The organism is Streptomyces sp. NPDC111606, from assembly GCF_055656945.1.
In genome coordinates this window covers 1,317,996-1,331,961 of sequence record NZ_JBVKBY010000001.1, presented here as the reverse complement: position 1 = coordinate 1,331,961, position 13,966 = coordinate 1,317,996, and the positions used below count along the sequence as shown (strand labels likewise).

General features: G+C 69.9%; 9 protein-coding genes. 3 read left to right on the top strand and 6 right to left on the bottom strand.

All coding sequences use genetic code 11. The annotated features are described in order from the left end of the window. Positions 1 to 95: 95 nt before the first annotated feature. Genes ACZ7M7_RS06015 through ACZ7M7_RS06005 form a run of 3 tightly spaced genes read right to left on the bottom strand, consistent with a single transcriptional unit; the run spans position 96 to position 4,595 of the window. Positions 96 to 2,042 (bottom strand): ABC transporter permease/substrate-binding protein, encoded by a 1,947-nt coding sequence (locus ACZ7M7_RS06015; protein ID WP_383609247.1) that lies wholly within the window; start codon positions 2,040 to 2,042, stop codon positions 96 to 98. Further along, complete coding sequence (locus tag ACZ7M7_RS06010; protein WP_383609250.1) at positions 2,032 to 3,561, bottom strand: sugar ABC transporter ATP-binding protein; 1,530 nt, start codon at positions 3,559 to 3,561, stop codon at positions 2,032 to 2,034. Before ACZ7M7_RS06010 ends, ACZ7M7_RS06015 begins: the two co-directional genes overlap by 11 nt. Further along, the gene (locus tag ACZ7M7_RS06005; RefSeq protein ID WP_472113185.1) at positions 3,558 to 4,595 is read right to left on the bottom strand and encodes a LacI family DNA-binding transcriptional regulator; all 1,038 of its coding nucleotides are present in this window, start codon (positions 4,593 to 4,595) and stop codon (positions 3,558 to 3,560) included. Before ACZ7M7_RS06005 ends, ACZ7M7_RS06010 begins: the two co-directional genes overlap by 4 nt. Positions 4,596 to 4,826: 231 nt before the next feature. On the opposite strand from ACZ7M7_RS06005, the gene ACZ7M7_RS06000 reads away from it, so the two are divergent. The 3 genes from ACZ7M7_RS06000 to ACZ7M7_RS05990 all read left to right on the top strand — a co-directional run bounded on the left by ACZ7M7_RS06000 (position 4,827) and on the right by ACZ7M7_RS05990 (position 9,067). After that, entirely contained in the window at positions 4,827 to 5,192 is a 366-nt protein-coding gene (locus ACZ7M7_RS06000; RefSeq protein WP_383609257.1) for a cupin domain-containing protein, read from the top strand. Positions 5,193 to 5,256: 64 nt separating this feature from the next. Further along, on the top strand, positions 5,257 to 7,512 hold the full coding sequence (gene recD2, locus ACZ7M7_RS05995) for an SF1B family DNA helicase RecD2 (RefSeq protein WP_383633498.1): 2,256 nt from the start codon (positions 5,257 to 5,259) through the stop codon (positions 7,510 to 7,512). Positions 7,513 to 7,777: 265 nt separating this feature from the next. Next, positions 7,778 to 9,067 (top strand): citrate synthase, encoded by a 1,290-nt coding sequence (locus ACZ7M7_RS05990; RefSeq protein ID WP_214335589.1) that lies wholly within the window; start codon positions 7,778 to 7,780, stop codon positions 9,065 to 9,067. Positions 9,068 to 10,476: 1,409 nt separating this feature from the next. Here the strand turns inward: ACZ7M7_RS05990 and ACZ7M7_RS05985 are convergent. The 3 genes from ACZ7M7_RS05985 to ACZ7M7_RS05975 all read right to left on the bottom strand — a co-directional run bounded on the left by ACZ7M7_RS05985 (position 10,477) and on the right by ACZ7M7_RS05975 (position 13,954). After that, positions 10,477 to 12,738: a heavy metal translocating P-type ATPase gene (locus ACZ7M7_RS05985; protein WP_472113181.1), complete on the bottom strand. Its 2,262-nt coding sequence runs from the start codon at positions 12,736 to 12,738 to the stop codon at positions 10,477 to 10,479. Positions 12,739 to 12,746: 8 nt separating this feature from the next. Then, entirely contained in the window at positions 12,747 to 12,986 is a 240-nt protein-coding gene (locus tag ACZ7M7_RS05980; RefSeq protein ID WP_328427548.1) for a heavy-metal-associated domain-containing protein, read from the bottom strand. Between the two features lie 284 nt (positions 12,987 to 13,270). Continuing rightward, positions 13,271 to 13,954, bottom strand: coding sequence for a TetR/AcrR family transcriptional regulator (locus ACZ7M7_RS05975; RefSeq protein WP_451178528.1), 684 nt, complete (start codon positions 13,952 to 13,954; stop codon positions 13,271 to 13,273). Positions 13,955 to 13,966 lie beyond the last annotated feature (12 nt).

Below are 13,966 nucleotides of genomic sequence, written 5' to 3'. Positions count from 1 at the left end.
ACGTGCGGCGGGCGGCCGTCACCAGGTCCAATGCTCCTGCAACGACCGCCCGCCCGTTCGCCGTTCCCCGATGTCGGCCGGATGTCGGCCGGACGTCAGCCGCCGAAGCCGGCCACGTTCTCCTTCGTGACCACCTTCACCGGCACCTTCACCATCTGCTCGACCTTCTTGCCCTGAAATGCCTTGAGCGCGTTGTCCACGGCGATCTTGCCGAGCTGGGTCGGCTGCTGTGCCACGGACGCGTACAGCGAGCCGCCCTTGACCGCGTTCAGGCCGTCGGGGGTGCCGTCGAAGCCGACCACGGAGACCGACTTGCCGGCCTTGGAACCCAGGGCCTTGATCGCGCCCAGCGCCATCTCGTCGTTGGCGGCGATGACGCCCTGGACGTCCGGGTGGGCCTGGAGCAGGTTCGACATCACGTCGAGTCCCTTGGTGCGGTCGAAGTCGGCCGGCTGCTGCGCGACGACCTGGATGCCCGGGTAGGCCTTGAGGCCGTTCGCGAAGCCCTGCGCGCGCTCACGGGCCGCGGAGGTGCCCGCCTGGCCCTGGAGGATCACGATCTTCCCCTTGCCGCCGAGCTTCTCGGCGACCGTCTTGGCGGCGAGTTCACCGCCGGCGACGTTGTCGGAGGCGACCAGGGCCTCGGTCCGCGCGTTGTTGACGCCCCGGTCGACGGCGATGACCGGGATCTTCGCCTTGTCGGCGGCCTTCACGGAGTTGCTGGCCGCGTCGGAGTCCACCGGGTTGACGATGATCGCGCCGACGCTCGAACTGGTGAAGTTCTGCAGCTGGTTGGCCTGCTGGGAGGCGTCGTTCTGGGCGTCCGTGACGGTCAGGTCGATGCCGAGCTTCTTCGCCTCGGCCTGGGCGCCCGCCCGGATCTGCACGAAGAAGGGGTTGTTGAGGGTGGACAGGGACAGCCCCATCTTCGGGTTCGACGACGAGGACGAGCCGTTGTGCAGGAAGGAGGTCGCCCCCACGATCGCCACGGTGACGACCGCCGCGAGCGCGTACGTTCCCGCCTGCTTGCCCTTGCCGCCGCCGGTGCCGGCCGCCACGGGGGTGGCCCCGGCCTTGCGGCGCAGCGTGTCGAAGAGGACCGCCAGCGCGATCACGACGCCGATGACGACCTGCTGCCAGAAGGCGGACACGTTCAGCAGGTTCAGGCCGTTGCGCAGCACCGCCAGGATCAGCGCGCCGATCAGGGTGCCGGACGCCTTGCCGGTGCCGCCCGCGAGCGAGGCGCCGCCGATGACGACCGCGGCGATCGCGTCCAGCTCGTAGCCGTCGGCGGCCTGCGGCTGCGCGGAGGACAGCCGGGCGGCGAGCACGACGCCCGCGACGGCGGCGAAGACGCCGGACAGGGCGTAGATGGCGAGCTTCTGCTTCTTCACGCGCAGCCCCGACAGGCGCGCGGCCTCCTCGTTGCCGCCGATCGCGTACATCGAGCGGCCGATGTAGGTCCGGCCGAGCACGAAGGCGGCGATCAGACCCATCACGATCATCACGAGCACCGGCACCGGCAGCCAGCCGCCGAGCGTGTCACCGAGGTGCGAGACGGAGTCGGGGAGGGCGATCGGCGAGCCCTCGGAGATCACCAGCGACAGACCGCGGGCCACCGAGAGCATCGCGAGCGTCGCGATGAACGGCGGGAGTTTGCCGTACGCGATGAGGAAGCCGTTGACGAGACCGGCCGCGATGCCGGTCGCGACGGCCAGCAGGACCGCTATGAAGACCGGCACCCCGTGCGAGGTCGCTGTCCACGCCAGCACGGTGGCCGACAGGGCCGCCACCGAACCGACCGACAGGTCGATGCCCGCCGAGACGATCACGAACGTGACGCCGAAGGCGAGGATGGCGGTCACGGCCGCCTGGACGCCGACGTTGAGGAGGTTGTCGGTGGTCAGGAAGTCGCCGGACAGCGCCGACATGGCGATGACGAGGACGATCAGTGCGGTCAGCGCGCCGTTGTCGAGCAGGATTCGGCGAAGCCCCGAGGCGCCACTCGCGCCCGGCGTGCTCTTGAGCGTCTCAGTGGCCACGGGGGGCCTCCGTTCCGGTCTTGTCGGTGGTGGGGTTGCTGACGGCGAGTGCCATCACGGAGTCCTGGGTGGCCTCGTCGGCCGTGAGTTCGCCGGCGATCCGGCCCTGGGCCATCACCAGGACCCGGTCGCTCATGCCGAGGACCTCCGGCAGATCGCTGGAGATCATGAGGACGGCGGCGCCGGCCGCGGTCAGTTCGTTGATGAGCTGGTAGATCTCGACCTTGGCGCCGACGTCGATCCCGCGCGTGGGCTCGTCGAGGATCAGCACCTTGGTGTCGGCGAGCAGCCACTTGCCGATGACGACCTTCTGCTGATTGCCGCCGGAGAGCGTGCGCACGTGCTGCCCGAGACCCGCCATCCGCACGCCGAGCTGCCCCGCGATCCGCGCGGCCGCCTCGCGCTGGCCCTTCAGGTCGACGAGACCCGCGCGCGTGGCGGACCGCAGCGTCACCAGGCCGAGGTTCTCCTCGACGGAGGCGTCCAGCACCAGACCCTGGCCCTTGCGGTCCTCGGGGATGAGTCCGATGCCCGCGGTCATCGCCGCGTTGACGTCGTACTTCGGGACGGAGGACCCGGCGACCTTCACGGCCCCCTTGTCGTACGGGTCCGCCCCGAACACCGCCCGCACGACCTCGGTACGTCCGGCGCCGACCAGCCCCGCGATGCCGACCACCTCACCGGCGTGCACCTCGAAGCTGACGTCGTGGAAGACGCCGTCGCTGGTCAGCCCCTCGACGGTGAGCAACGCGGCGCCCTGGTCGGCGCGTTCACGCGGGTACTGCTGCTCGATCGAGCGGCCCACCATGAGCCGTACGAGCTCGTCCTCGGGCGTGGCGGCCGGGACCTGCCCGACGCTCCTGCCGTCCCGGATGACCGTCACCCGGTCGCCCAGGGCAGAGATCTCCTCCAGGTGATGCGTGATGAAGACGATCCCGACGCCGTCCTCGCGCAGCCGGCGCACGATCGAGAAGAGCTTCTCGACCTCCTCGGAGGTCAGCACGGCCGTCGGCTCGTCCATGATGAGCACGCGTGCGTCCAGGCTGAGCGCCTTCGCGATCTCGACCATCTGCAGCCGTGCGATGCCGAGTTCACGCACACGCGCGCGCGGGGACACGTTGACACCGACGCGCTTCAGCAGGACCTCGGCGTCGGCCTCCATCCGCTTGCGGTCGATCATCCCGAAGCGGCGCGGCTGCCTCCCCAGGAAGATGTTCTCGGCGACCGTCAGATCGGGGACGAGGTTGAACTCCTGGTAGATGGTGGCGATCCCGAGGCGCTCGGAGTCCTGCGCACCGTGGATGCGCGTCTCCTCGCCGCCGACCAGGATCCGCCCGGCGTCGGGCGTGTAGGCGCCGGAAAGCATCTTGATGAGGGTGCTCTTGCCCGCGCCGTTCTCACCGAGCAGCACATGCACCTCGCCGCGGCGCAGGTCGAAGTCGACGCCGTCCAGGGCGACCACGCCCGGGAAGGTCTTCCGTATGCCCTCGATGCGCAGCAACTCGTCCGCGTTGCTCACGACTGGCTCCTGTTCGTTACGGGGGACGGTTCCGGGGAAGCCGGTTGCTCGCCGCACGAGCGGCGTACGACGAGACGGGCGGGGAGGGTCACGGACTCGCCGGGCCGTCCCTCGACGCGGTCGACCAGGGCCCGTACGGCGGCCCGGCCCAGCTCGCCCGTCGGCTGGGCGATCGCGGTGATCGGCGGATCGGTGTGCACGAACCACCGGATGTCGTCGAAGGCGGCCAGCGCGAGGTCGTCGGGCACGTGCAGCCCACGCGCGCGTACGGCGTCCAGCGCGCCGAGCGCCATCAGGTTGTCCGCCGCGAAGACGACCTCGGGCGGCTCGGGCAGGTCGAGGAAGCCCTCGGTGACCCGCCGCCCGCTCTCGGCCTGGAAGTCGCCCTGGCCTATGTAGGCGTCGGGGAGTTCGAGGCCGTACGCGCCGAGCGCCTCGCGGAAGGCCTCCACGCGCTCCCGGCCGGTCGTGGTCGCCGCCGGGCCGGCGATGATCGCCAGCCGCCGGTGCCCGAGCCCGTGCAGATGCGCCACGAGGTCCCGGACGGCAGCGCGCCCGTCCGACCGCACCACCGGCACGTCCACGCCCGGGATCCACCGGTCCACGAACACCATCGGCGTCCCCGCGCGGGCGGCGTCCAGCATCAGCGGCGAGCCGCCGTCGGTGGGGGAGACGAGGAGTCCGTCGATGCGCCGGTCCAGCAGGTTCCGTACGTGATGGTCCTGAAGGTCGGGCCGCTCGTCGGCGTTGCCGATGATGACGCTGTAGCCGAGCGCGCGGGCCTCCTCCTCGACGGAGCGGGCCAGTTCGGTGAAGTAGGGGTTCATCACGTCGCTGATGACCAGGCCGAGGGTGTGGGTCTGGTCCGTGCGCAGGGAGCGGGCGACGGCGTTCGGGCGGTAGCCCAGGGTCTCGACGGCCGCCAGCACGCGTGCGCGTGCCTCGGCGCTGACCGACGGATGGTCGTTCAGGACGCGCGAGACCGTGGCGACGGACACGCCCGCCTCGGCAGCGACGTCCTTGATGCTCGCCATCGCCGCTCCACCTCCTTGTGGATCGTTCGTCGTCGATGGCCGTGGAATCGATTACATCGACGTGTACGGAGGATTGGAATCGATTACACGGCCGTTAATCAACCCCTCAACCACATCCCGAAACCGGATCGTGATGTCGGCCCTGTGGTGTCGCGGCCGGCTCCGGGGCGGCTCAGGCTGGAAGAGCGGGGGCGTTTCCCCAGGCCCCGTGCGGGCCGGAGCGGAGGGATCATGACGGCAGCGACTCGCGACGACGTGCCCGTCGTCCTCGGCGGCGACGGCGTGGACGTGCGCGCCATGACGATCGGCGGCGGCATGTCCGTCGGCTACATCACCTTGCCGGAGGGCACGGACATGGGCCCCGCCCTCAAGGGCCTCGAAGGCGACGCCTGCCCGTGCCCGCACTGGGGCTACCTGCTCAAGGGCCGGCTGCGGGTGCTGACGCCCGAGGGCGAGGAGTACTACGAGGCGGGCCAGGCGTACTACTGGGGGCCCGGCCATGTCCCCGTGGCCCTGGAGGACTGCGAGTTCGTGGAGTTCTCGCCGGACGAGGACTTCCAGCGGGTCATCGACCACGTGAGGTCACAGGCGGGCTGACTGCTGCCCGCCGCCGTGTCCACAGCCGTCCCGCGTTGTCGTACCCGACCGGTAGCGTCGGATCATGTCCAATCAGGCGGGGAGTTCCACGGGCGAGCGGCGACTGGCGGTGCTCGAAGGCGTCCTGGAGCGGATCACGTACGCCAACGAGGAGAACGGCTACACGGTCGCGCGGGTCGACACCGGCAGAGGCGGCGGCGATCTGCTCACCGTCGTCGGCGCGCTGCTCGGCGCCCAGGTCGGCGAGTCCCTGCGGATGGAGGGCCGTTGGGGCTCCCACCCCCAGTACGGCAAGCAGTTCACCGTCGAGAACTACACGACCGTCCTCCCGGCCACCGTCCAGGGCATCCGCCGCTATCTCGGCTCCGGCCTGGTCAAGGGCATCGGCCCGGTCTTCGCCGACCGCATCACCCAGCACTTCGGCCTGGACACCCTGACGATCATCGAGGAGGAGCCGAAGCGGCTCATCGAGGTCCCCGGCCTCGGACCCAAGCGGACCAAGAAGATCGCCGACGCCTGGGAGGAACAGAAGGCGATCAAGGAGGTCATGCTCTTCCTCCAGACCGTCGAGGTGTCCACCTCCATCGCCGTGCGGATCTACAAGAAGTACGGCGACGCCTCGATCTCGGTCGTGAAGAACCAGCCGTACCGGCTCGCCGCCGACGTCTGGGGCATCGGCTTCCTCACCGCCGACAAGATCGCCCAGTCCGTCGGCATCCCGCACGACAGCCCGGAGCGGGTCAAGGCGGGCCTGCAGTACGCGCTGTCGCAGGCCACCGACCAGGGCAACTGCTACCTCCCCGAGGAGCGCCTGATCGCCGACGCGGTGAAGCTGCTCCAGGTCGACACGGGGCTCGTCATCGAGTGCCTGGCCGACCTCGCCCAGGTCCCGGAGGACGGCGGCGACCCCGGTGTCGTACGGGAAAAGGTGCCCGGTCCCGACGGCCACGCCGAACCCGTGACAGCCGTCTACCTCGTCCCCTTCCACCGGGCCGAACTCGCCCTCTCCGCCCAGCTGTTGCGCCTGCTGCGCACCGACGAGGACCGGATGCCGGGCTTCCACGACGTGGCCTGGGACAAGGCGCTCGGCTGGCTGAAGGGCCGTACGGGCGCGGACCTCGCCCCCGAGCAGGAGGCCGCCGTCAAGCTGGCGCTGACGAAGAAGGTCGCCGTCCTCACCGGCGGCCCCGGCTGCGGCAAGTCCTTCACGGTCCGCTCGATCGTGGAGCTGGCACGCGCGAAGAAGGCCAGGGTCGTGCTGGCCGCCCCCACCGGCCGGGCCGCCAAGCGCCTGGCCGAGCTGACCGGCGCCGAGGCCTCCACCGTCCATCGCCTCCTGGAGCTCAAGCCCGGCGGCGACGCGGCGTACGACAAGGACCGCCCGCTGCAGGCCGACCTGGTGGTCGTCGACGAGGCGTCCATGCTGGATCTGTTGCTCGCCAACAAGCTGGTGAAGGCGGTGCCGCCGGGCGCGCACCTGCTGTTCGTCGGGGACGTCGACCAGTTGCCGAGCGTCGGCGCGGGTGAGGTGCTCAGAGACCTCCTCGCCGACGGCAGCCCGATCCCCGCCGTGCGCCTCACCCGTGTGTTCCGGCAGGCCCAGCAGTCCGGCGTGGTGACCAACGCGCACCGGATCAACGCCGGGCAGCACCCCGTCACCGACGGCATGAAGGACTTCTTCCTCTTCGTCGAGGACGACACGGAGGAGGCCGGACGGCTCACGGTGGACGTGGCGGCCCGTCGCGTTCCGGCCAAGTTCGGCCTCGATCCACGCCGGGACGTCCAGGTCCTGGCCCCCATGCACCGGGGCCCGGCAGGCGCGGGCACGCTGAACGGCCTGCTCCAGCAGGCCATCACCCCCGGGCGCCCCGATCTCGCGGAGAAGCGGTTCGGCGGCCGGGTCTTCCGCGTCGGCGACAAGGTCACCCAGATTCGCAACAATTACGAGAAAGGGAAGAACGGCGTCTTCAACGGCACCGTGGGCGTGGTCACCTCGCTCGACCAGGTCGACCAGCGCCTCACGGTGCTGACGGACGAGGACGAGGAGGTTCCGTACGAATTCGACGAACTGGACGAGCTGGCGCATGCGTACGCGGTGACCATCCACCGTTCACAGGGAAGTGAATATCCCGCAGTGGTGATCCCCGTCACCACGGGAGCATGGATGATGCTCCAGCGGAATCTGCTGTACACGGCGGTGACCCGGGCCAAGCAGCTGGTCGTGCTCGTCGGTTCACGCAAGGCGATCGGCCAGGCGGTGCGCACGGTGTCGGCGGGGCGGCGCTGCACGGCGCTCGACTTCCGGCTCGCGGGCTCCTGAAACCTGTTTTCGGGCCGCCGTCGGACACCCTTCTGACCTGGCGATTCGTGAGACGCCTCAAAAAATGATCGATCAAACGAGTCGTGAAGGTCACAGAGCACTTCCAGATGGGGAAAACAGCGGGCAGGATGACAGGTTGGCGGCACTCAGTGCCGCCAATAGGCCCAATGGTCGACCCCGAGTGCACTCTCCTGAGCCGAATGGGGGAGGGTAGAGACAGTCAGGGCAACCTCGAAGATGAGGCACAACGTCGGTGAGGGAAGACGTGAGCGACAACTCTGTAGTACTGCGGTACGGCGACGGCGAGTACACCTACCCGGTGATTGACAGCACCGTCGGCGACAAGGGCTTTGACATCGGCAAACTCCGCGCCCAGACCGGTCTGGTGACGCTGGACAGCGGATATGGCAACACTGCCGCCTATAAATCCGCCATCACCTACCTCGACGGCGAGCAGGGGATCCTCCGGTACCGCGGCTACCCGATCGAGCAGCTGGCCGAGCGCTCCACCTTCCTGGAGGTGGCCTACCTGCTGATCAACGGTGAGCTGCCCACCGTCGACGAGCTCTCGACGTTCAAGAACGAGATCACGCAGCACACGCTGCTGCACGAGGACGTCAAGAACTTCTACAAGGGCTTCCCGCGCGACGCCCACCCGATGGCCATGCTGTCGTCGGTGGTCTCGGCGCTGTCCACGTTCTACCAGGACAGCCACAACCCGTTCGACGAGCGGCAGCGCAACCTCTCGACGATCCGTCTGCTCGCCAAGCTTCCGACGATCGCGGCGTATGCGTACAAGAAGTCGATCGGCCACCCGTTCGTGTACCCGCGCAACGACCTCGGTTACGTCGAGAACTTCCTGCGCATGACCTTCTCGGTCCCGGCCCAGGAGTTCGAGCTGGACCCGGTCGTGGTCTCCGCCCTCGACAAGCTCCTCATCCTGCACGCCGACCACGAGCAGAACTGCTCCACGTCGACGGTCCGCCTGGTGGGCTCGTCGCAGGCGAACATGTTCGCGTCGATCTCGGCCGGCATCTCCGCCCTCTGGGGCCCGCTGCACGGCGGTGCCAACCAGTCCGTCCTGGAGATGCTCGAGGGCATCCAGGCCAACGGCGGCGATGTCGACTCCTTCATCCGCAAGGTGAAGAACAAGGAGGACGGCGTCCGCCTGATGGGCTTCGGCCACCGGGTGTACAAGTCCTTCGATCCGCGCGCGAAGATCATCAAGGCGGCGGCGCACGACGTCCTCTCCGCTCTCGGCAAGTCCGACGAGCTGCTGGACATCGCCCTGAAGCTGGAGGAGCACGCGCTCTCCGACGAGTACTTCGTCTCGCGCAACCTCTACCCGAACGTCGACTTCTACACCGGCCTGATCTACCGGGCCATGGGCTTCCCGACCGAGATGTTCACGGTCCTGTTCGCCCTCGGCCGCCTCCCGGGCTGGATCGCCCAGTGGCACGAGATGATCAAGGAGCCGGGTTCCCGCATCGGCCGCCCGCGCCAGATCTACACGGGCGTGGTCGAGCGCGACTTCGTTCCGGTCGAGGAGCGCTGACACCTGCCGGTGGGGCGCCGCGACACGTGGCGCCGTCACACGGATCTCGTATGCAGAGCCCTGCGCACGACTTCGGTCGGGCGTGGGGCTCTTGTGCGTGCGGGGTGGTTCTCGGTGTCCCGGGTCGGGGTGCAGGGCGTCTCGGGTGGGGCGCGAGCCGGTCCTCTGCCTGGCAGGCGTCGTCGTCGTCACGGTCGGTTGCGGCTAGGGCTGGGTCGAGGGCGCGGAGGGCCGGCGGCTGTCGGTGGAGTGGCGCGGCGCTTCTCGGCGCCCGGTCGTCCGGATGGCGCATGCGGAGCCCTGCACACGGCTTGGGCCGGTGGGCTCTTGGGTGCGCGGCGGCGGAGGGCCTCTGGCGGTGTCCTTCCCGGTGTACCGCCAGGTGCCGCCGCCCCTGGTCGGGGCTTGGGCGTTCGGGTTGCTTGTCGCCTGCGAGTGCGGGAGCCCGTCCTCTGGTGCCTGGTCGACGGGTGGTGGCGTAGGCGCGGTCGGCTGCGGCCAGGGCGGCGTGGCTGCGTTGCCGGCCGGGAGGTGTCGGCATCTGCGGGCGAGGGGCGCGGCGCTTCTCGGCGCCCGGTCGCTCGGGTCTCGTATGCAGAGCCCTGCGCGCGGCTTCGGTCGGGTGTGGGGCTCGCGCGTGCGGGGTGCTTCCCGGTGCCGCGCCTCGGGCGTGGGGCGCCTCATGGCAGGTGGCGCGTACGGGAGCCGGTGCTCGCGGGGCGTGCCGGTGGGAGGCGAACCTCTTCGGTGTCTCGCCGGTGGTGTGCACCGGGGTTCCGCAGTGTCGGCCGGGTCATGGGGCGGCTGGGCCGGCCGCTGTGCCCGCGCGGTCGCGGGCGTCGTGGAGCGCGACTCGTGCCGGGCGGGTGCGGATAGTAGAAGGCGCCCTGGCGGCGGTCCCCCCACGGGCCGACGTCCAGGGCGCCTTCCCATGTCCCGGTGCGGATTCCCCCCACGGGATCCGGCCGGGCGTCTGAGAGAACAGCGCCTGAATCGCTGTGTTACTGCCGTGCAGTTGAGCAAAACGAGCAGAACTCGCCGTACTACTGCTGTGTGCGGTCTGCCGGGACAGCGCACGGTCGGGAGGGCCGCTCAAAGCTTCCCGACGTACGTGCCCCGGCAACGCAACTCTGAGGAAGTCCCCCAAGACATCCTCAGATGCCAACCAACGCCCCCCAAGACGCTGCCTGACATCGTCAACTTAGACCTTCGAACCCCTTCGATGGTTACGTTCACATCACTGTGATCTGCGTCTCTTGCGTATGTCCGTTAGGTACGCAAGAGCCCCGATATGGCGATCGGGACTCAAGCGTAAGGACGATGCGCGAGTCTTGTGAAGAGCTTATGTGAGCCTGGCGCCGGACTCCAGAGGGGTTCTTACTCGGACTTCGCCGAAAAGTCCGTAGCCTTCACCGAAAAGTCCGAAGTCGCAGGCTGTTCGACACCACGAAAACCGACGAAAAGGCCATCGCCGCCCCCGCGATCATCGGATTCAGCAACCCCGCCGCGGCCAGCGGCAACGCGGCGACGTTGTACCCGAAGGCCCACACGAGGTTGCCCTTGATCGTGGCGAGCGTCCGCCGTGACAGCCGGATGGCGTCCGCCGCCACCCGCAGATCACCGCGCACCAGCGTCAGATCGCTCGCCTCGATCGCCGCGTCCGTCCCCGTCCCCATGGCAAGACCCAGATCCGCGGTGGCAAGCGCGGCCGCGTCGTTGACGCCGTCGCCCACCATGGCCACACAGCGCCCCTCGCGCCGCAGTCGCCGTACGGCCTCGACCTTGTCCTCGGGCGGGACCTCCGCGATCACCTCATCGGTACCGATGCCGACCGCGTCCGCCACCGCCTCGGCGACCGCCCGGTTGTCCCCGGTCAGCAGCACGGGCCTGAGCCCCAGCGCGCGCAGCTCGCGCACCGCCTCGGCGCTGGTCTCCTTCACCGCGTCCGCGACGGCGACGACACCGCGGGCGGTCCCGTCCCACCCGACCACGACGGCCGTACGACCGTCCCTCTCGGCCTCTTCCTTGGCGCGTGCCAGCCCGATGGGCAGTACGTCGTAGAGGCGTCCCACGACCACGTCACGGCCCTCCACGCGCCCGCGTACGCCTCGCCCGGGCACGTTCTCGAACCCCTCGACCTGCGGCAACCGCCCGAGGCGCTGTTCCGCGCCCACGGCGACCGCCCGGGCGACGGGGTGCTCGGAGGCGTGCTCCACGGCGCCCGCGAGCCGCAGCACCTCGTCCTCGTCGGCGCCCTCGCCGGCGTACACCTTCTGGAGGGTCATGCGGCCGGTGGTGACCGTGCCGGTCTTGTCCAGCACGACGGTGTCGACCCGGCGGGTGGACTCCAGCACCTCGGGGCCCTTGATCAGGATGCCGAGCTGCGCGCCGCGTCCCGTGCCGACCATGAGGGCCGTCGGCGTGGCCAGGCCCAGGGCGCACGGGCAGGCGATGATCAGCACGGCGACGGCCGCGGTGAAGGCGGCGACCGTGTCGGCGGTGAGACCGAGCCAGGCGCCGAAGGTGGCGACCGCGAGGAGGATGACCGCCGGTACGAACACCGCGGAGATCCGGTCGGCGAGCCGCTGCACCTCGGCCTTGCCGTTCTGTGCGTCCTCCACCAGCTTCGCCATCCGCGCGAGCTGCGTGTCGCCGCCGATCCGGGTCGCCTCGACGACCAGCCGCCCGCCCGCGTTGACCGTCGCGCCGGTGACCGCGTCCCCGACCGTCACGTCGACCGGGACGGACTCGCCGGTCAGCATGGACGCGTCCACCGCGGAGGCGCCCTCGACGACGGTGCCGTCGGTGGCGATCTTCTCGCCGGGCCGGACGACGAACCGGTCGCCGACCGCCAGCCGGCCGACCGGGACGCGGACCTCACTTCCGTCGCGCAGTACGGCGACGTCCTTCGCGCCGAGCTCCATCAGGGCGCGCAGCGCCGCTCCCGCGCGGCGCTTGGAGCGGGCCTCCAGATAGCGGCCGAGGAGGATGAAGGTGACGACCCCGGAGGCCACTTCGAGGTAGATCTGCGAGGCGCCGTCCGTACGGGAGACGGTGAACTCGAAGGTGTCGTGCATGCCGGGCATGCCCGCGTCGCCGAGGAACAGCGCCCACAGCGACCAGCCGTACGCCGCCAGGGTGCCCATCGAGATCAGCGTGTCCATGGTCGCCGCGCCGTGCCGGGCGTTCGTGAACGCGGCCCGGTGGAAGGGCAGCCCGCCCCAGACGACGACCGGCGAGGCGAGGGTGAGCGCGAGCCACTGCCAGTTGTCGAACTGCAGGGCCGGGACCATCGACAGCAGGATGACGGGTACGGCGAGCAGGGCGGAGACGGTCAGACGCCGGCGGTAGCCGGTCAGTTCGGGGTCTTCGGGGGAATCCTCGGGCGCGGGTTCCGGGGGAGCCGGCTCCTCGGCCGTGTACCCCGTCCTGTGCACGGTGGCGATCAGGTCGGCGACCTGGATGCCCGCGGGGAAGCTGACCTTCGCCTTCTCCGTCGCGTAGTTCACCGTGGCGGTCACGCCGTCCATGCGGTTGAGCTTCTTCTCGACGCGGGCCGCGCAGGAGGCGCAGGTCATCCCGCCGATGAGCAGCTCGACCTCGGAGGGGGCGGCCGTCGCGGGCGCGCCCGGTGCCTCGGCTATCGGAGGTTGGTCGGTGGCGCGGGTCATGACCAGGCTCAGGCCTTTCCGACCAGTTCGAAGCCCGCCTCGTCGACGGCCGCGCGTACGGCCTCCTCGTCCAGCGGGGCCGCGGAGACGACCGTGACCTCGCCGGTGGACGCGACGGCCTTCACCGAGCTGACACCGGGGAGGTCGGAGAGCTCGCCGGAGACGGCGCCCTCGCAGTGTCCGCAGCTCATGCCGCTCACCTTGTAGACGGCGGTGACGGAACCCGGGGTGTCGGTGTGGGCGGTCATGTGGTTCTCCTCGTCGAGGCATGTGGGGCTGACGGGACCCAGGGGTCCCTTCATCTCCAAGGTATACCCCTGCGGGGTATTTCCCCAAGGGGGGTCGGCGCCTGACGGTACGGCGCGCGACGTCCGAGGGTGCGGTACGAACCGCACGAGGTGCGGCCGAACATGAGTGCCTCCGGCGTCTTCGCCCGGGATGCGGGGCGGCGCCGGGCGACGGAGAGTGGGTCGAGGCGGGGGATCTTTCGTACTCCGGAGCTGATCTATGCGCACCTTGCAGCAGCGCTGCGTCACGTCGCCGTTCGGGCCGGGTCGGGGTGGCCGGGGAGGTCGCCCACCAGCGGGTCGAGGTAGCGGATCAGGGCGTTCTTCAGTTCCTGTACGTAGGCGTCGCGCTCGGCGCCCTCGTGGCCGAGAGCCAGCTCCAGACCCGCCTTGTACATGCCCAGGCACATATGGGCGGTCCGGGTGAGGTCGGCCGGGTCGGCGTCGGGCAGGAACGAGGAGAGCAGGCCCTGGATCCGGGACAGCAGGGTCGCGTGCAGGGCGTCGTGTTCCTCGGTGATGCGGCCGGGGATGTCGGGGCCGTGCATCAGCGCGAAGAACACCGGGTGCTCGCAGTTGAAGGCGATGAACCGGTCGACGGCCGAGCCGACTGCCTCGTCCAGGGGTGTCGCGGGGTCGACCGGGGCGAGTGCCTCGCCGTACGTCTCGCGCATCTCGTGCATGAGGCGGTCGCCCAGCTCGATCGCGATCGCTTCCTTGTTCGGGAAGAACTGGTACAGCGTGCCCGGTGACACGCCTGCCTCGCGGGCGATGGCGTTGGTGCTGGCGGCCGTGTAGCCGGTGGTGGTGAAGACGGTGGCCGCGGCTTCGAGCAGCTGGGCGATGCGGCGCTCGCCGCGGGCCTGGCGGCGGCGCGGCTGTTCCTTGTCCTGGTGGACCTGGTCGTCCTTCTCCCGGTTGGCGGACACGCGTTATCCCCA

What these genes read in the sequence shown, in the direction of transcription:
- ACZ7M7_RS06005 (WP_472113185.1), bottom strand. Translation starts at nt 4,595, where the DNA reads ATGGCGAGCATCAAGGACGTCGCTGCCGAGGCGGGCGTGTCCGTCGCC.
- ACZ7M7_RS05985 (WP_472113181.1), bottom strand. Translation starts at nt 12,738, where the DNA reads ATGACCCGCGCCACCGACCAACCTCCGATAGCCGAGGCACCGGGCGCG.
- ACZ7M7_RS06000 (WP_383609257.1), top strand. Translation starts at nt 4,827, where the DNA reads ATGACGGCAGCGACTCGCGACGACGTGCCCGTCGTCCTCGGCGGCGAC.
- recD2 (WP_383633498.1), top strand. Translation starts at nt 5,257, where the DNA reads ATGTCCAATCAGGCGGGGAGTTCCACGGGCGAGCGGCGACTGGCGGTG.
- ACZ7M7_RS05980 (WP_328427548.1), bottom strand. Translation starts at nt 12,986, where the DNA reads ATGACCGCCCACACCGACACCCCGGGTTCCGTCACCGCCGTCTACAAG.